Annotated in this window: 10 protein-coding genes and 1 rRNA gene; 4 read left to right on the top strand and 7 right to left on the bottom strand. The window is 67.2% G+C overall.

All coding sequences use genetic code 11. The annotated features are described in order from the left end of the window. Window positions 1-8: 8 nt before the first annotated feature. Window positions 9-485, bottom strand: a complete 477-nt coding sequence (locus J3A72_RS22870; protein WP_004153894.1) for a DUF2244 domain-containing protein — start codon at window positions 483-485, stop codon at window positions 9-11. Window positions 486-759: 274 nt separating this feature from the next. Between J3A72_RS22870 and putA the strand changes: the two genes are divergently transcribed. Next, on the top strand, window positions 760-3,978 hold the full coding sequence (gene putA / locus J3A72_RS22875; protein ID WP_053496267.1) for a bifunctional proline dehydrogenase/L-glutamate gamma-semialdehyde dehydrogenase PutA: 3,219 nt from the start codon (window positions 760-762) through the stop codon (window positions 3,976-3,978). Between the two features lie 151 nt (window positions 3,979-4,129). Here putA and J3A72_RS22880 read toward each other — a convergent pair whose 3' ends face one another. The 3 genes from J3A72_RS22880 to J3A72_RS22890 form a co-directional block, all read right to left on the bottom strand. Next, window positions 4,130-5,203 (bottom strand): AAA family ATPase, encoded by a 1,074-nt coding sequence (locus tag J3A72_RS22880; RefSeq protein ID WP_080469297.1) that lies wholly within the window; start codon window positions 5,201-5,203, stop codon window positions 4,130-4,132. Then, window positions 5,190-5,789 carry a nicotinamide riboside transporter PnuC gene (gene pnuC, locus J3A72_RS22885; RefSeq protein ID WP_014645686.1) on the bottom strand — a complete coding sequence of 200 codons (600 nt, stop codon included), beginning with the start codon at window positions 5,787-5,789 and terminating at the stop codon, window positions 5,190-5,192. Before pnuC ends, J3A72_RS22880 begins: the two co-directional genes overlap by 14 nt. Window positions 5,790-5,903: 114 nt before the next feature. Next, entirely contained in the window at window positions 5,904-7,331 is a 1,428-nt protein-coding gene (locus J3A72_RS22890) for an outer membrane protein transport protein (RefSeq protein ID WP_209572148.1), read from the bottom strand. A 227-nt stretch (window positions 7,332-7,558) separates the two neighbouring features. Here J3A72_RS22890 and J3A72_RS22895 point away from each other — a divergent pair, with 227 nt between their 5' ends. Further along, window positions 7,559-8,251, top strand: a complete 693-nt coding sequence (locus J3A72_RS22895) for a rhomboid family intramembrane serine protease (protein ID WP_075076874.1) — start codon at window positions 7,559-7,561, stop codon at window positions 8,249-8,251. Window positions 8,252-8,334: 83 nt separating this feature from the next. On the opposite strand, the gene J3A72_RS22900 is transcribed toward J3A72_RS22895, so the two are convergent. Beyond that, window positions 8,335-9,759: a S41 family peptidase gene (locus tag J3A72_RS22900; RefSeq protein ID WP_075076875.1), complete on the bottom strand. Its 1,425-nt coding sequence runs from the start codon at window positions 9,757-9,759 to the stop codon at window positions 8,335-8,337. A 108-nt stretch (window positions 9,760-9,867) separates the two neighbouring features. Further along, window positions 9,868-11,169, bottom strand: coding sequence for a peptidoglycan DD-metalloendopeptidase family protein (locus J3A72_RS22905; RefSeq protein WP_014645683.1), 1,302 nt, complete (start codon window positions 11,167-11,169; stop codon window positions 9,868-9,870). 95 nt (window positions 11,170-11,264) lie between these two features. On the opposite strand from J3A72_RS22905, the gene J3A72_RS22910 reads away from it, so the two are divergent. Then, window positions 11,265-11,927 carry a hypothetical protein gene (locus J3A72_RS22910; protein ID WP_014645682.1) on the top strand — a complete coding sequence of 221 codons (663 nt, stop codon included), beginning with the start codon at window positions 11,265-11,267 and terminating at the stop codon, window positions 11,925-11,927. Between the two features lie 86 nt (window positions 11,928-12,013). Further along, entirely contained in the window at window positions 12,014-13,723 is a 1,710-nt protein-coding gene (locus J3A72_RS22915) for a M28 family metallopeptidase (RefSeq protein ID WP_075076876.1), read from the top strand. A 314-nt stretch (window positions 13,724-14,037) separates the two neighbouring features. On the opposite strand, the gene rrf is transcribed toward J3A72_RS22915, so the two are convergent. Continuing rightward, window positions 14,038-14,152, bottom strand: a 5S ribosomal RNA gene (gene rrf, locus J3A72_RS22920). Window positions 14,153-14,245 lie beyond the last annotated feature (93 nt).

The raw sequence follows: 14,245 nt of genomic DNA on the forward strand, positions 1-14,245 counted from the left end.
CTAGACCCTTAGCGTCGTCGGTTGCCGCCATCGCTGGCGGCGAGCAAGCTTTCAAGTGTCTCTGCGAGCGTCTGACGTTCGGCCGGCGCGAGGAAACTCCCCACCTCCACCTGCCGGCCGCTGGATGCCAGCCGGACCCTCTCATCGTCGGTGAGCAGGCGCACCCAGTGGGGGTGGGCCCGGAACACCGGCGATCCACCGGGTACGGGGATGACCTCCACGTACGCCGGCACTACCCGGATCTCCTCCTGCCGTTCACCGCTGCGCCACAAGGCACGCAGTGCCGCCGCAAGCACCAGGCTGTACAGCAGCGCGAACAGGGGGGCGAATGCATTGCCGGCCAACCACCCGAGGGCGGACACCAGCCACATCGCACCCGACAACACGGTGAACAACAGGACGAACTGCCGGGCATCGAGCGCCCGTGGGGGACGCAGCCGCAGCTGCGTACCTGACCCATCCGGAGCTGGAAGCACCTCGATCATGTCGCAACCGCGTTCCTGCCGCGGGAAACGTCTCGATGGTAGCCCTGCCCTCTCGCCGGTAGCAAGGGTGCATTCACACTTTTTCCCATGCTGCAACACAGCATGGGGTCGGCGGCGCGAATGCCGAATTCAGCACAAATATTGCCGGGCTTGCTGAACACGCTGAATACACCACCGTTAGGGGCTATCAGCCCTTCACGAAGGTGGCTGCGGGGCACTTCCGCAACCCGCAAAAATGATTAAAATCGCCAAGTTTTCCATTGGCCGGACCGGCATGAACGCACCTTCCTCCTCCCCTGCCGCCAGCGACGCCCAGCGTCCCGGCGTGCTGCTGTCGCCGGAACTGCCGGCGCCCCCCAACCCGTTCCGCCAGGCCATCACCGATGCCTGGTTGAAGGACGAGGCCAGCCACGTCCGCGAGCTGCTGGCGCAGGCCCGGCTGCCGGCCGACGAGCAGGCCAGGGTGCAGGCGCTGGCCGCCGACCTGGTCGGCCGCGTGCGCGTGCGTGCCAAGGACCAGGGCGCGATCGAAGCCTTCATGCGCCAGTACGACCTGGGCAGCGAAGAAGGCGTGCTGCTGATGTGCGTGGCCGAAGCGCTGCTGCGCATTCCGGACCAGGACACCGCCGACAAGCTGATCCGCGACAAGCTGGCCGATGCCGACTGGGAAAAGCACCTGGGCGGCAGCGACTCGGTGCTGGTCAACGCCTCCACCTGGGGCCTGATGCTGACCGGCAAGCTGGTACAGATGAACGACGCCACCCGCGCCGATGCGCCCAGCGCGTTCAAGCGCCTGGTCGGCCGCGTCGGTGAGCCGGTGGTGCGCCTGGCCGTGCGCCAGGCGATGAAGATCATGGGCCACCAGTTCGTCATGGGCCGCACCATCAGCGAGGCGCTGTCGCGCTCGCACAAGGGCGACAACGCGAACTACCGCTACTCCTTCGACATGCTGGGCGAAGGCGCGCTGACCATGAAGGACGCGCTGCGCTACCTGGAAGACTACCGTCGCGCGATCCACGCCATCGGCGGTGATCACAAGGCCCGCGGCGGCCGCCCGGATGGCGACGTCAACAACGCACCGGGCATCTCGATCAAGCTGTCAGCGCTGTACCCGCGCTACGAGCACGCCAAGCGCGAGCGCGTGCTGAAGGACCTGGTGCCGGGCGTGCTGGAGCTGGCGCAGCTGGCCAAGAGCTACGGCATCGGCTGCACCGTCGACGCCGAAGAGTCCGACCGCCTGGAACTGTCGCTGGACATCATCGAGCAGGTGTTCTCCGACGCCTCGCTGGCCGGCTGGGACGGCTTCGGCGTGGTCGTGCAGGCCTACCAGAAGCGCACGCCGTACACGATCGACCACCTGGCCGACATGGCGCGCCGCGCCGGTCGCCGCCTGCAGGTGCGCCTGGTCAAGGGCGCCTATTGGGATGCCGAGATCAAGCGCGCGCAGATCGAAGGCTATCCGGGCTACCCGGTGTTCACCCGCAAGCAGAACACCGACGTGTCCTACCTGGCATGCGCCAAGCGCCTGTTCACCCATGCCGACGCGATCTACCCGATGTTCGCCACGCACAACGCGCACACCATCGCTGCGGTGCGCAGCATCGCCAACGGTGGCGTGTACGAGCACCAGAAGCTGCACGGCATGGGCGATGACCTGTACGCCGAAGTGGTGCCGGCCGATCGCCTGGGCCTGCCCTGCCGCGTGTATGCCCCGGTCGGTTCGCATGAAGACCTGCTGCCGTACCTGGTGCGCCGCCTGCTGGAAAACGGCGCCAACTCCAGCTTCGTCAACCGCATCACCGATGAGCGCGTGCCGATCGCCGACCTGATCCGCGATCCGGTCGAGATGGTCGCCTCGTTCGCTTCGATTCCGCATCCCAAGATCCCGCTGCCGGTTGACCTGCTGCGCAGCCAGAACCACGACAGGAAGAACTCCATGGGCGCCAACCTCGCCAACGACAACGAACTGCGCGCCCTCGCCGAGCAGCTCAACGCGGCCGTGAAGCCGTGGCAGGCCGCCCCGCTGGTGCCGGGTGCGAACCCGGCCGGCACCTCGCTGCCGGTGACCAACCCGGCCGACACCCGCGAAGTGGTCGGCCAGTGGCTGGCCGCCGATGCCGCCACCGTGCAGAAGGCGCTGGCGAATGCCGTAGCCGCGCAGCCGGCCTGGAACCGCACCCCGGCCGCCAGCCGCGCCGCCATCCTCGAGCACGCCGCCGACCAGCTGGAAGCGCGCATGCCGGAGTTCATGGCGCTGTGCGTGAAGGAAGCCGGCAAGAGCCTGCCCGACAGCATCGCCGAAGTGCGCGAAGCCGTGGACTTCCTGCGCTACTACGCCAAGCAGGCGCGCGAGCAGTTCAGCCACGCCGAGAAGCTGCCCAGCCCGACCGGTGAGTCCAACGAGCTGCAGCTGCACGGCCGCGGCGTGTTCGTCTGCATCAGCCCGTGGAACTTCCCGCTGGCGATCTTCCTGGGTCAGGTCGCTGCTGCACTGGCCGCCGGCAACAGCGTCATCGCCAAGCCGGCCGAACAGACCAACCTGATCGGCTACTACGCGGTGAAGCTGCTGCACGAAGCTGGCGTGCCGGCCGAGGTGGTGCAGTACCTGCCGGGCGACGGCGCCACCGTCGGTGCCGCACTGACCGCCGACCCGCGCGTGGCCGGCGTGGCCTTCACCGGCTCCACCGACACCGCACGTGCGATCAACCGCGCCATGGCCGCGCGTGACGCCGCCATCGGTGTGCTGATCGCCGAGACCGGCGGCCAGAATGCCTTCATCGCCGACTCCTCGGCGCTGCCGGAACAGCTGGTCAAGGACGCGATCGGTTCGGCCTTCACCTCCGCCGGCCAGCGTTGCTCGGCCGCGCGCGTGCTGTTCGTGCAGGACGACATCGCCGACAAGGTGATGACCATGCTGGCCGGCGCGATGAAGGAACTGAAGGTCGGCAACCCGGGCCTGCTGTCCACCGACGTCGGCCCGGTGATCGACGCCGACGCGCTGAAGATCCTGCAGGACCACGCCGAGCGCATGGACCGCGAAGCGCGCCTGATCGCGGCCGCCGAGCTGTCCACCGAAGCGGCCAATGGCACCTTCTTCGCACCGCGCGCGTATGAACTGAAGGACCTGGGCCAGCTGCACAAGGAAATCTTCGGGCCGGTCCTGCACGTGATCCGCTGGAAGGGCGACCAGCTCGACGCGGTGATCGACCAGATCAATGCCACCGGCTACGGCCTGACCCTGGGCGTGCATTCGCGCATCGACGAGACCGTTGATCGCATCAGCAACGGCGTCCACGTCGGCAACGTCTACGTCAACCGCAACCAGATCGGCGCGGTGGTCGGCGTGCAGCCGTTCGGCGGCCAGGGCCTGTCCGGCACCGGCCCGAAGGCCGGCGGCCCGCACTACCTGCTGCGCTTCGCTACCGAAAAGACGGTGACGGTGAACACCACAGCCGCCGGCGGCAACGCCTCGCTGCTGACCCTGGGCGACTGATCGCCTGCTTGATGCAGTAAACAAAAAACCCCGCGAACGCGGGGTTTTTTGTGCTTTGCTTCCTGTAGAGGCGGGCCCACGCTCGGCTTTCCTGGCTGTAGAGCCGAGCCCATGCTCGGCTTTTCTGGCGCAGCCGAGCGTGGGCTCGGCTCTACAGAGGCAAGGCGACACTGAACCGATTGTCCGCCCGCTTCGCCAGCTCGCCCTGCACGCGTGCGATGCGCGTCTCCAGATCGCCTTCCAGCAGCACATGCGCGACACCCTCTGCCTGCAGCTGCTCCAGGTACCACGCATGCTGCTGCGTCCGGAAGGCTTCGCCCACGCGCGTGCCATCCTGGTCAAACGGAATATCCGGCGCGCACAGGAACAGCAGGTCGTAGCGTCGTCGTGCCGCTTGCCGCAGCGGCTGCGGCGCCGTGCCAAACATCCAGCCGCTGTAGCCCAGCGTCACCAGCGGCGTGGTATCGCAGAACAGCCAGCGATGCGCACGCCGCACAGCTTCGTCTTCGTGCTGTGGCTGTGTCATTGCGATGCGCAGCAGATCGCCCGGCGTCAGCTCTCCGCCTCGCTGCTCCCACAGCGTGCGGCCATACTCCGGCACCCAGACAGTCTGCAGACGCTCGGCCAGCACGCGGGCCAGCGTGGTCTTGCCGCTGGACTCGCCACCGATGAAGGCCACGCGCTGTACATGGTCGGCATACACCTGCGGTGCGAGCCCATGGCGATGCGCATGCGGATCGCTGCGCAGCTCGGTGCCGCAGGCCTGCCCGACGTCCAATGCGCGTTCGAGCCGCTCATGGCGTACCGGCGCACCGAAGTGCGTGGCCAGCGCCTGCGCGAAGCCGTCACCGTAGTCCTCACCGGTGTACACCGCCTGCACCGGCCCACCGAACAGGTTCAGGCACAGCCAGGCGGTAAAGTCACGTTGCACCTGTTCGTCATCACTGTCCTGCGGCAGCGCTCGCACCGGCAAGCCATGCTGCGTGCACAATGCGGCCAGTCGCGCGTCGTCAAGCACCGCTACCGTGGCCTGCGGGAAACGCGCACGCAGCCAGCGCTCGCGGCGCGCAGCGCTGTAGCCGGCAAAGCCCGGCTGCGACCAGCCGATCACCAGCAGCTGCTGGCAGCGCGTGGCGGCGAAGTCGATCAGTCGTTCATGGCCGCGATGCAGCGGGCAGAACTTGCCCACCACCAGGCCGCGTGCAACGCGCTCAGGCAGCGGCATCGGCCGCCCTGGCCTCGTCCCGCATCAGGTGCCGCCAATGGCGCAAGGCCACCAGCGCGTTGATCCAGAAGCCCACATACAGGATCGAGGTCAGGTGCAGGCCACGGCTGTAGTAGAGCGGCACCGCAACGGTGTTCACCAGCAGCCATACCCACCACGATTCCAGCTTGCGTCGCATCATCAGGATCTGCGCGATCACACTCAACACCAGCACCGCCGAATCGATGTACGGCGCATAGGCATTGGTCAGGCGGGTCAGCATCCAGCCGTAGCCGAACGTGGCCACTACCGCCAGCGGCGCCAGCCAGGCCCAGGCGCGCGGCCGCAATGAAGTGATCGGCAACGGCGCGCCATGGTCACCACGCAGCCACTGCCACCAGCCCAGCACGCTGATGGCGATGAAGAAGAACTGCAGCACCATGTCCGCATACAGATGCGATCGTTCGAACACGGCAGCAAACAAGGCGCAGCCGACGATGCCCAGCCACCAGGTGTGCACGTTGTTGCGGCCGGCCAGCAGGATCGAGCCGGCGACGGCGATGTTGGCAGCCAGCTCCAGCTGGAAGTTCGGATCGGACAGGTTCATGTCGCTATTGTCGTGGATCCGTGCGCTGCGTGGACGCCCCCGGCCCGTCCCCACAAGAAGAAAGGCCCCGCTTGCGCGGGGCCTCCTTCGTACTGCTTCAGGCAATCGCCCGAATCAGAACTTGTACTGCATCGAAGCCGCCAGCACGTCGCCGCTGACCTTGTACTTGCCGGTCACGGTGTCGCCGGTGGCCGAGGTCGAGGTGATGTTCGGATCCTTGGTGAACAGGTGGGTGTAGCCCACGCTGTATTCCATCTTGTCCGAAGCGGCGTAGGTCATGCCCAGCGACAGCCACTTGCGGGTGGTGTCCGGCACGCGCACGTCGCGGTGGGCATCGGTGGTCGGGGTCTGGTCATAGGCCAGGCCGCCACGCAGGGTCAGCTTGTCGTTCACGCGGAAATCGGTACCGATCGACGCGAAGGTGGTGTCACGGTAGTGGAACGGCAGCACGCTGTCCGGCTGGTTGGAGTCGTAATCGACGACGACCTGGTCGAACTTGCTCCACGCGGTGCGCGTGACTTCAGCCATGATCTGCCACTGGTCGTTCACACGGTGGGTGAAGCCCACGGTGGCGCTGGCCGGCAGGGTGATGGTCGCGCGACCGTTGCTGTCGATGAAGGTACCCGGGGCAGCAGTGGCCAGGAAGGCCGCCGCATTCTGCGGGATGGTGAAATCGGCCTTGCCGTCGGTGATCTTGTGCTCGACCTTCGAGCGGTAGCTGAACGCGATGTTGGTGCCTTCCACCGGGGTGACCGTCATGCCCAGGGTGTAGCCGACCGACACTTCATCGCCCTTGATGCGCAGGTAGCCATCGGCGGTGCCCGGCGAGAAGCCGAGCTGGGCGGCCTGGCGTGCAGCGGCCTGCGAGGCCGCCGCAGCCTGGGCTGCGGTGCCGCCGGCAGCCAGCACACGCGCCGCAGCGGTGCGCTGGGCAGTGGCGTTGATCGCGGTGCCGGTGTCGACAGCACTGGTCAGGTCGACGTTCAGGCGCTCGGCGAACACCGAAGCACCGAACGACAGGTACGGGTTGACGTCATAGGAGAACGCCACGCCCAGGTCGATGGCCTGCAGCTCGGTCTTGACGCCGTTGTAGCGGCCGACCCAGTCGCGGTCGTATTCGGTCTTGAAGCCGAACGGCACGGTCAGCGAAGCACCGAAGTGCATGTTGTCGTTCTCGCCGAACGGCACGTGGAAGTAAGCCGCCGGAACCGGGGCGATCATGCCGGCGTCGCCGCCGTTGCCGCCGGAAATCGGCGCGCCGTTGGCGTACTTGCCCTGGCCACGGAACTTGGCGCCGAAGCTGATGGCGCTGACGTCGCCCTGCAGCAGGGTGCCGTCGAGCAGGCGCATGGAGGCCGGGTTGGTGGCGATGACCGAGGCGTCACCTTCGGTCGAGGTGGAGCCGGCGAACGCGCGGCCCAGGCCCTTGGCGCTGTTTTCCTTCAGCTGGAAGGCGGCAGCATTGGCATCGGCAGCGGCCAGCGCACCGGCAACGCCGACGGCCAGCAGGGTCAGTCGGGCAATGGTGGAAGCGGTTTGCATCGTAGTTCTCTCTCTCCGGTAAGCGGTGATGGTGCTCTGAGTGCGCCTGCGCCCGACCGGCCCTGAAGCCCTTCGGAGCGCGCCGGATTCCCCTCCCGACATACGACGCCGTATGCGAGTATTACCCAGAGCTGTTAATGAAACAATAACAGCGCAGGCGGTTTTTTCGTCTCAAAAGCTGAACAGGACCATCCCCACCGAACGTGGCCGCACGCTAGGCTATTGGCATGTTCGTCTCCCTCCCGTCGCGCAAGAAGGCGGCCCTGCGCTGGGCCACGCCCGTGCTGTTCGCGTCACTGTGGCTGGCATTCCTGTGGTCGATCTCGCGCCCGGACGATGCCCGCGGCAGCCTCTGGCTGGACTGGGGCGCCCTGTCCACCGGCCTGACCCGTCCGCTGGACTGGTGGGCGACCCTGCAGGACGGCAGCGTGCTGCGCCTGTTCACTGCGCTGTTCCTGCACGCCGACTGGTCGCACCTGCTGGGCAACCTGGTGTTCCTGCTGATCTTCGGCCTCCCCGCCGAGCGGGTGCTGGGACCCTGGCGGTTGCTGCTGCTGTTCCTTGTGGGCGGCGCGGTGTCCAACCTGGTGGCGATCTACACCATGGGCAGCCCGGACCAGATCATCATCGGCGCCAGCGGCGCGGTGTCGGCGCTGATCGGCACCTATCTGGCCCTGTTCCCCGGTGCCCGGCTGGGCGTGGTGATCCCGCTGGGCCTGTTCCTGGAGTTCGTGCGCGCCCCGGCCTACCTGCTGATCGGCGTCTGGGCCGCGCTGCAGGTGGTATTCGCCCATATCGGCCCCAGCTTCGGCATGGTGGCCTGGTGGGCGCACATCGGCGGCTTGGTGTTCGGCGTGGTGTATGGCGTGTACGTGCGCGCCGCGATCGCGCGCCGCCTGCGCAAGCGGCACGGATTCTGACCCTTGGTAGTGCCGGCCGCTGGCCGGCTCCACGCTCACCCGCTCGTTCGTAGATCAGTCGAGCATGGCTCGACTCTACAAAATCAAGGCTTGGCCGGGACGGGTTCGGGCTTTGCTTCCGGCTTTGCTTCCGGCTTCGCCGCAGCGGCCTTCGCGGCCTTGGCCGCATCCGCCTTGGCGGCCTCGGCCTTCAACCGTGCGGCCACCGAGCCTGGGTTCTTCAGCTCGGCCAGCGCGTCGTTGATCGGGCCATCGCCCGGCAGCACCGCACCGGCGTGGTAGCCCTCGGTGCCTTCGTCATCGCCGCGCAGATGGCCCGGCAGGGTCGCTTCGCTGTAGTCGCTCAGGCTGGCTGGCAGTGCATCCTCGGCCGGCGTGGCGGCGGGCTTCAGTTCGACGTCCGGCACGATGCCGGTGGCCTGGATCGATTTGCCGCTCGGCGTGTAATAGCGCGCGGTGGTCAGCTTCACCGAATCACCGTTGTCCAGCGGCAGCACGGTCTGCACCGAGCCCTTGCCGAAGGTACGGCTGCCGACCACGCGCGCCCGCTTGTTGTCGCGCAGCGCGCCGGTCAGGACTTCCGATGCACTGGCCGAACCGGCATCGGCCAGCACGACCACCGGTGCGCCCTTCAGCAGGTCGCCCGGGGTCGCGTCGAATCGTGCATCGCTGATGCTGATGCGGCCACGGGTGCTGACGATGTTGCCCTTGTCGAGCAGATCATCGGCCACCTGCACGGCAGCGGTCAGCAGGCCACCCGGGTTGCTGCGCAGGTCCAGCACCAGGCCCTTGAGCTGGCCACCGGACTGCTTCTGCAGCTGCTGCACGTGCTTCTGGAAGTCCGAACCGGTATCGGCCTGGAAGGTGCTCAGGCGGATGTAGCCATAGCCGGGTTCCAGCAGGCGGCTGCGCACGCTGGTCACGCGGATGGTCTGGCGGGTGAGGCTCACGTCGAACGGCTTGGGCTTGCCTTCGCGCACGATGGTCAGCACCACCTTGCTGCCGGCCGGGCCGCGCAGCGGCTCGCTGGCATCGATCGCACTGATCGGCTTGCCGTCGATGGCGATGATCAGGTCACCAGCGAGGATGCCGGCCTTGGCCGCCGGGGTGTCGTCGATCGGCGCGATCACCTTCATGCTGGCGTTGTCCGGCTGCTGCTGCAGCTCCACGCCGATGCCTTCGTAGGCGCCATTGGCCTGCTCGTCGAAGGCCTGCGCATCTTCCTTGTTGAAGTAGGTGCTGTGCGGATCGAGGTCGAGCAGCAGGCCACGCACGGCCGACTGCATCAGCTTCTTGTCATCGACCGGATCGACATAGGCCGCACGCACCGCGTTGTAGACAGCCACGAAGCGGCGGATTTCCTCCAGCGGCACCTTCGAGGTCACCGCCTCCTCGCTGTTCGCTGCCTGCCCGCTGGTTTCCTGGCTCGGGGCGGGCGCGGTCTGCTGCGCCCAGGACAGCGCTGGCAACAGGGCCAGCAAGAGGGTGGCGGTACGGGCTGCGCGCATGGATCACTCCTGTCGACGTTGGCATCGTGCCCAAGGCACATGCACCGATTATGCGCGAAGCCCGGCTAAATTCCCGTTGAATCCAACCCGCATCCGGCAGGCCTGGATTCAGCGCCGCTGCAGCCAGCTGTCCGGGTTGACCGGCTGCCCGCCACGGCGCAGCTCAAAGTACAGCGCGGTGACGCCCTGGCCACCGGAATTGCCGACCTTGGCCACCGCATCACCGCGGCTGACCCGTGCGCCGGCATCCTTCAGCAGGGTGTCGTTGTGGGCATACAGGCTCATGTAGCCATTGCCGTGGTCGACGATCAGGATCATGCCGTAGCCGGTCATCCAGTCGGAGAACACCACGGTGCCGTCGGCCACGGCCGTGACGGTGCTGCCGGCCGGCGCGCCGATCAGCACGCCGCTGCTGGTACGGCCATCGGGCAGCTTGCCGCCATAGCGGGCCAGCAGGTTGCCGGACAACGGCCAACCCAGGCCGCCGACCTTCGGTGCCGGTGCCGACGCCACCGCAGGTGGAACCTTGGTTGCCGGCGGCGGTGGCCGGCCCTGTGCGGCCGCCTGGCGTGCGGCCCGCTCGGCAGCGGCCTTTTCGGCAGCAGCTCGACGTGCCGCCGCGCGACGCTCGGCTTCGGCCCGGGCGGCAGCGGCACGCAGATTGGCCAGCAGCGTTTCCAGCGCCTTGGCATCCTGGCCCAGTGCCTGTTCCTTCTCGCGCCGGTCCTTGAAGCGTTCGTCGAGCGAGGCCACGGTCTGCGCGCGGTCACGCCGGTCGGCCGCCAGCGCCGCTGCCTGCTGCTTCTGGTCCTGCTGCGCCCCCTGCAGCTTCTGCTTGCGCTCGGCGATCTGCGCCTGCAGCGCTTCCAGTTCCTTCAGGTCGGCGGTGAGCGTGGTGATGCGCTGCGCTCGTTCGCGCTGCAGGTAACGATGGTAGGCCAGGGCGCGATTGGCATCGGCCACCGTGTCCTGCGACAGCAGCAGCTTCAGCGGTGCGTGATTGCCAAGCTGATACGCCGCGCGCAGCAGGCCGGCCAGTTCGCGGTGCTGCTGGGCCAGGTTGGTTTGCAGGCTGCTGCGGCGCTGCTCGGCCTGGGCCAGGGCCTGGGCCTGCTCACGCAGCGCCGCTTCGGTCTGCGCAAGCGCGCGGCCGGTGCGTGCCACCTTCTCGTCGGCCTCGCGCAGCTGTTGCGATGCCTGGCCACGCTGCCCTTCGATCTGCCGTCGCTCCTGCGCCACGCCCTTCAGCTCGGTACGCAGCTTCTGCAGCTTGCGCTCGGTCTCGCGGGTGGTCTGCGCAGCACCCGGCAGGGGCAGGGCCAGCGCCACAGCCAGCCCCAGCAGCAGCCAGCGCCCGCCGCGTACGGCGGCGATGTGATGTCGGCGTGATGGGAAGGCGTTGTCGCGCAAGGGCTTTCCAGTGACTTCAGGCAGTTGCGGGGGGTACCGGGGAATGGTGACATCTCCGCACGCGGCCTGCCAGCCGCACATCCATCGAGGTTTCCATGAAAACTCTATCCATTCCGCTGCTGTTGGGCGTACTGCTGGTCACCGGGCCGGTCTGCGCCCAGGAGAACATCAGCAAGGTCAACGGCAGCATCAGCGCCGAACCCGGCCAACGCTACGGCAAGCTGGACACCGTCAACGGCGGCATCCGCGTCGGCGAAGGCGTCGAGACCGGAAGCATCGACACCGTCAACGGCGGGGTGAAGGTTGCCGACCGCGCACGCACCGGCAAGATCGAAACGGTCAACGGCGGTGTCCGCCTGGGTCGCGAAGTGATCGCCAGCGGTGGCGTCAGCACCGTCAACGGCAGCATCTTCACTGATCGCGGCAGCCAGATCGAAGGCGGCGTCGAGACCGTGAACGGCGGCATCGGTCTGGTCGAGAGCCGCGTCGGCAAAGACGTCGAGACCGTCAACGGTGACATCACCGTCGGCATCGGTTCGCAGGTCAACGGCGGCGTGCATGTGCGCAAGCCGAACTTCAGTGTCTCGCTCACCGCCAGCCGCAAGCCGCGCGTGATCATCGGCCCCAACGCGGTCGTCAGTGGGCCGCTGCAGTTCGAGCGCGAGGTGGTGCTGTACGTGCATCGCACCGCACGCATCGGCCCGGTCACCGGGGCCGAGCCGATCCCGTTCGATACCGAAACCGCGCCGGCCGACTGAACCCGTCGCACCCGCCGCTTTGGTGATACTCGCGTTTACCGGTCGCGCGTGAGGTGCGACCGCCCTTTGTTCTCCAGGAATCGACGATGCCCCGCAAACTCCTCCTGTGCTTGGCCGCCGCGGCCGCGCTCAGTGCCTGCAAAGGCGAATCCACGCCGGCTGCCACGCCGCCCACCGATACCGCTGCCGCGAAGCCGGCCGCCCATCAGTTCTCACCGGAGATCAACGCCGGCGACTTCGCCGAGATGGTCAAGACCCTGGCTTCGGATGAGTTCGAAGGCCGCGCCCCGGGCAGCAAGGGCGAAGAACTGACGGTCAACTACATCCGCGACCAGATGCAGCGCATCGGCCTGCAGCCCGGCAACGGCGACAGCTGGTTCCAGGATGTGCCGATGACCGAGACCACGGCCGATGAATCGACCGTGCTGAAGATCACCCAGGGCGGCAAGACCACCGAACTGAAGTTCGGCACCGACATGGTGGTCGGCACCCGTACCGGCCAGGCCGAAGTGAAGGTCGATGCCAGCGACCTGGTGTTCGTCGGCTATGGCGTCGATGCGCCGGAGCAGAAGTGGAACGACTACGCCGGTCAGGACTGGAAGGGCAAGACGGTCGTGATGTTCGTCAACGACCCGGGCTTCCACGTCGACGACGCGAAGCTGTTCGACGGCAAGCGCATGACCTACTACGGCCGCTGGACCTACAAGTTCGAGGAGGCCGCCCGCAAGGGCGCCGCCGCCGCGCTGATCGTGCACGACACCGCCGGCGCGTCCTACGGCTGGGACGTGGTGAAGAATTCCTGGGCTGGCCCGCAGTACGACCTGCCCGCCAAGGATGACCCGGAAGCGCGCATCCCGGTACAGGGCTGGCTGAGCGCCGACGCGGCCAAGGCGCTGTTCGCCGGTGCCGGCCTGGACCTCGCCCAGGCCTACAAGGACGCCAGCAAGCGCGGTTTCAAGCCAGTGCCGCTGAAGGCCACCGCTGCGGTCGACCTGAAGAGCCAGATCGCACAGAAGCAGTCGCGCAACGTGGTCGGCGTGCTGCCGGGCAGCAAGCGCGCTGACGAGGCCGTCCTGTACATGGCGCACTGGGACCACCTGGGCAAGCATGAGGGTGAGACCGGCGACAACATCTACAACGGCGCGGTCGACAACGCCACCGGCGTGGCTGGCATTCTCGAAGTGGCCGAAGCCATGGCCCACCAGGAGCCGAAGCCGGAGCGTTCGGTGGTGTTCCTGGCGGTGACCCTGGAAGAGTCCGGCCTGCTGGGTTCCAAGTACTACGTCGCCCACCCGACCTTCCCGCTGGACAAGATCGCCGGTGTGATCAACATCGATGCGATGTCGGTGGCCGGCCCTGCCAAGGACGTGACCGTCACCGGCTTCGGCAGCTCGGAGCTGGAGGACATCCTCAAGCCGCTGGCCGCCGCCCAGGACCGCACCCTGCACGGTGAGACCTCGGTACAGAGCGGCTTCTACTTCCGCTCCGATCACTTCAACTTCGCAAAGGCGGGTGTGCCGGCCCTGTACGCCGATGGCGGCGAAGACCTGCGCGAGGGTGGCGTGGAAGCGGGCCGCAAGGCGGCGGCGGACTACGGCGCCAACCGTTACCACGGCCCGAAGGACGAGTTCGACGCCGCCACCTGGAAGCTGGACGGCACCGTCGAAGACCTGCAGCTGATGTACGGCGTGGGCAAGGAACTGGCCGGTGGCGATCGTTGGCCGAACTGGTATGCAGGCAATCCGTTCAAGGCAGCCCGCGACGCGATGATGAAGGACAAGGTCCCGGCCAAGTAAAGTCGGGCCATGCTCGACTGAGCACTGTTGAGAGCAGAGCGGCGCCCCACGGGGCGCCGCTTTTCTTTTGCGTACCGTCGGCGGCTCATCCACGGTTGGTGTGGATCTGCCGGTAGTGCCGGCCGCTGGCCGGCAATCGATTGGTAGCGGCCAACTCTGGTTGGCGCCATGCTCCTCGCGGAGCACTTACGCATGGCGTGGATCTACCGGGCAATGCAACGCCATCGGATTGCCGGCCAGCGGCCGGCACTACCGGGGTTTCCTGCGCACAAAGAAAAACCCCGCTGCATGAGCAGCGGGGTTTTGGGTGTAAACCCTGGCGATGACCTACTCTCGCATGGCTTGAGCCACACTACCATCGGCGCAGCTGCGTTTCACTTCCGAGTTCGGGATGGGATCGGGTGGTTCCACAGCGCTAATTTCACCAGGGAGACGGTTGCAGCAGCGCTTGCAGCGCCAGCTTCGCGATCTTGCCCTTGGGGCGGAAGGGACCCGGAAAATGCAGTGCCTTCACTTAATAAG

It is taken from the genome of Stenotrophomonas sp. PvP093 (assembly GCF_017876915.1).
Classification (GTDB): domain Bacteria; phylum Pseudomonadota; class Gammaproteobacteria; order Xanthomonadales; family Xanthomonadaceae; genus Stenotrophomonas; species Stenotrophomonas muris.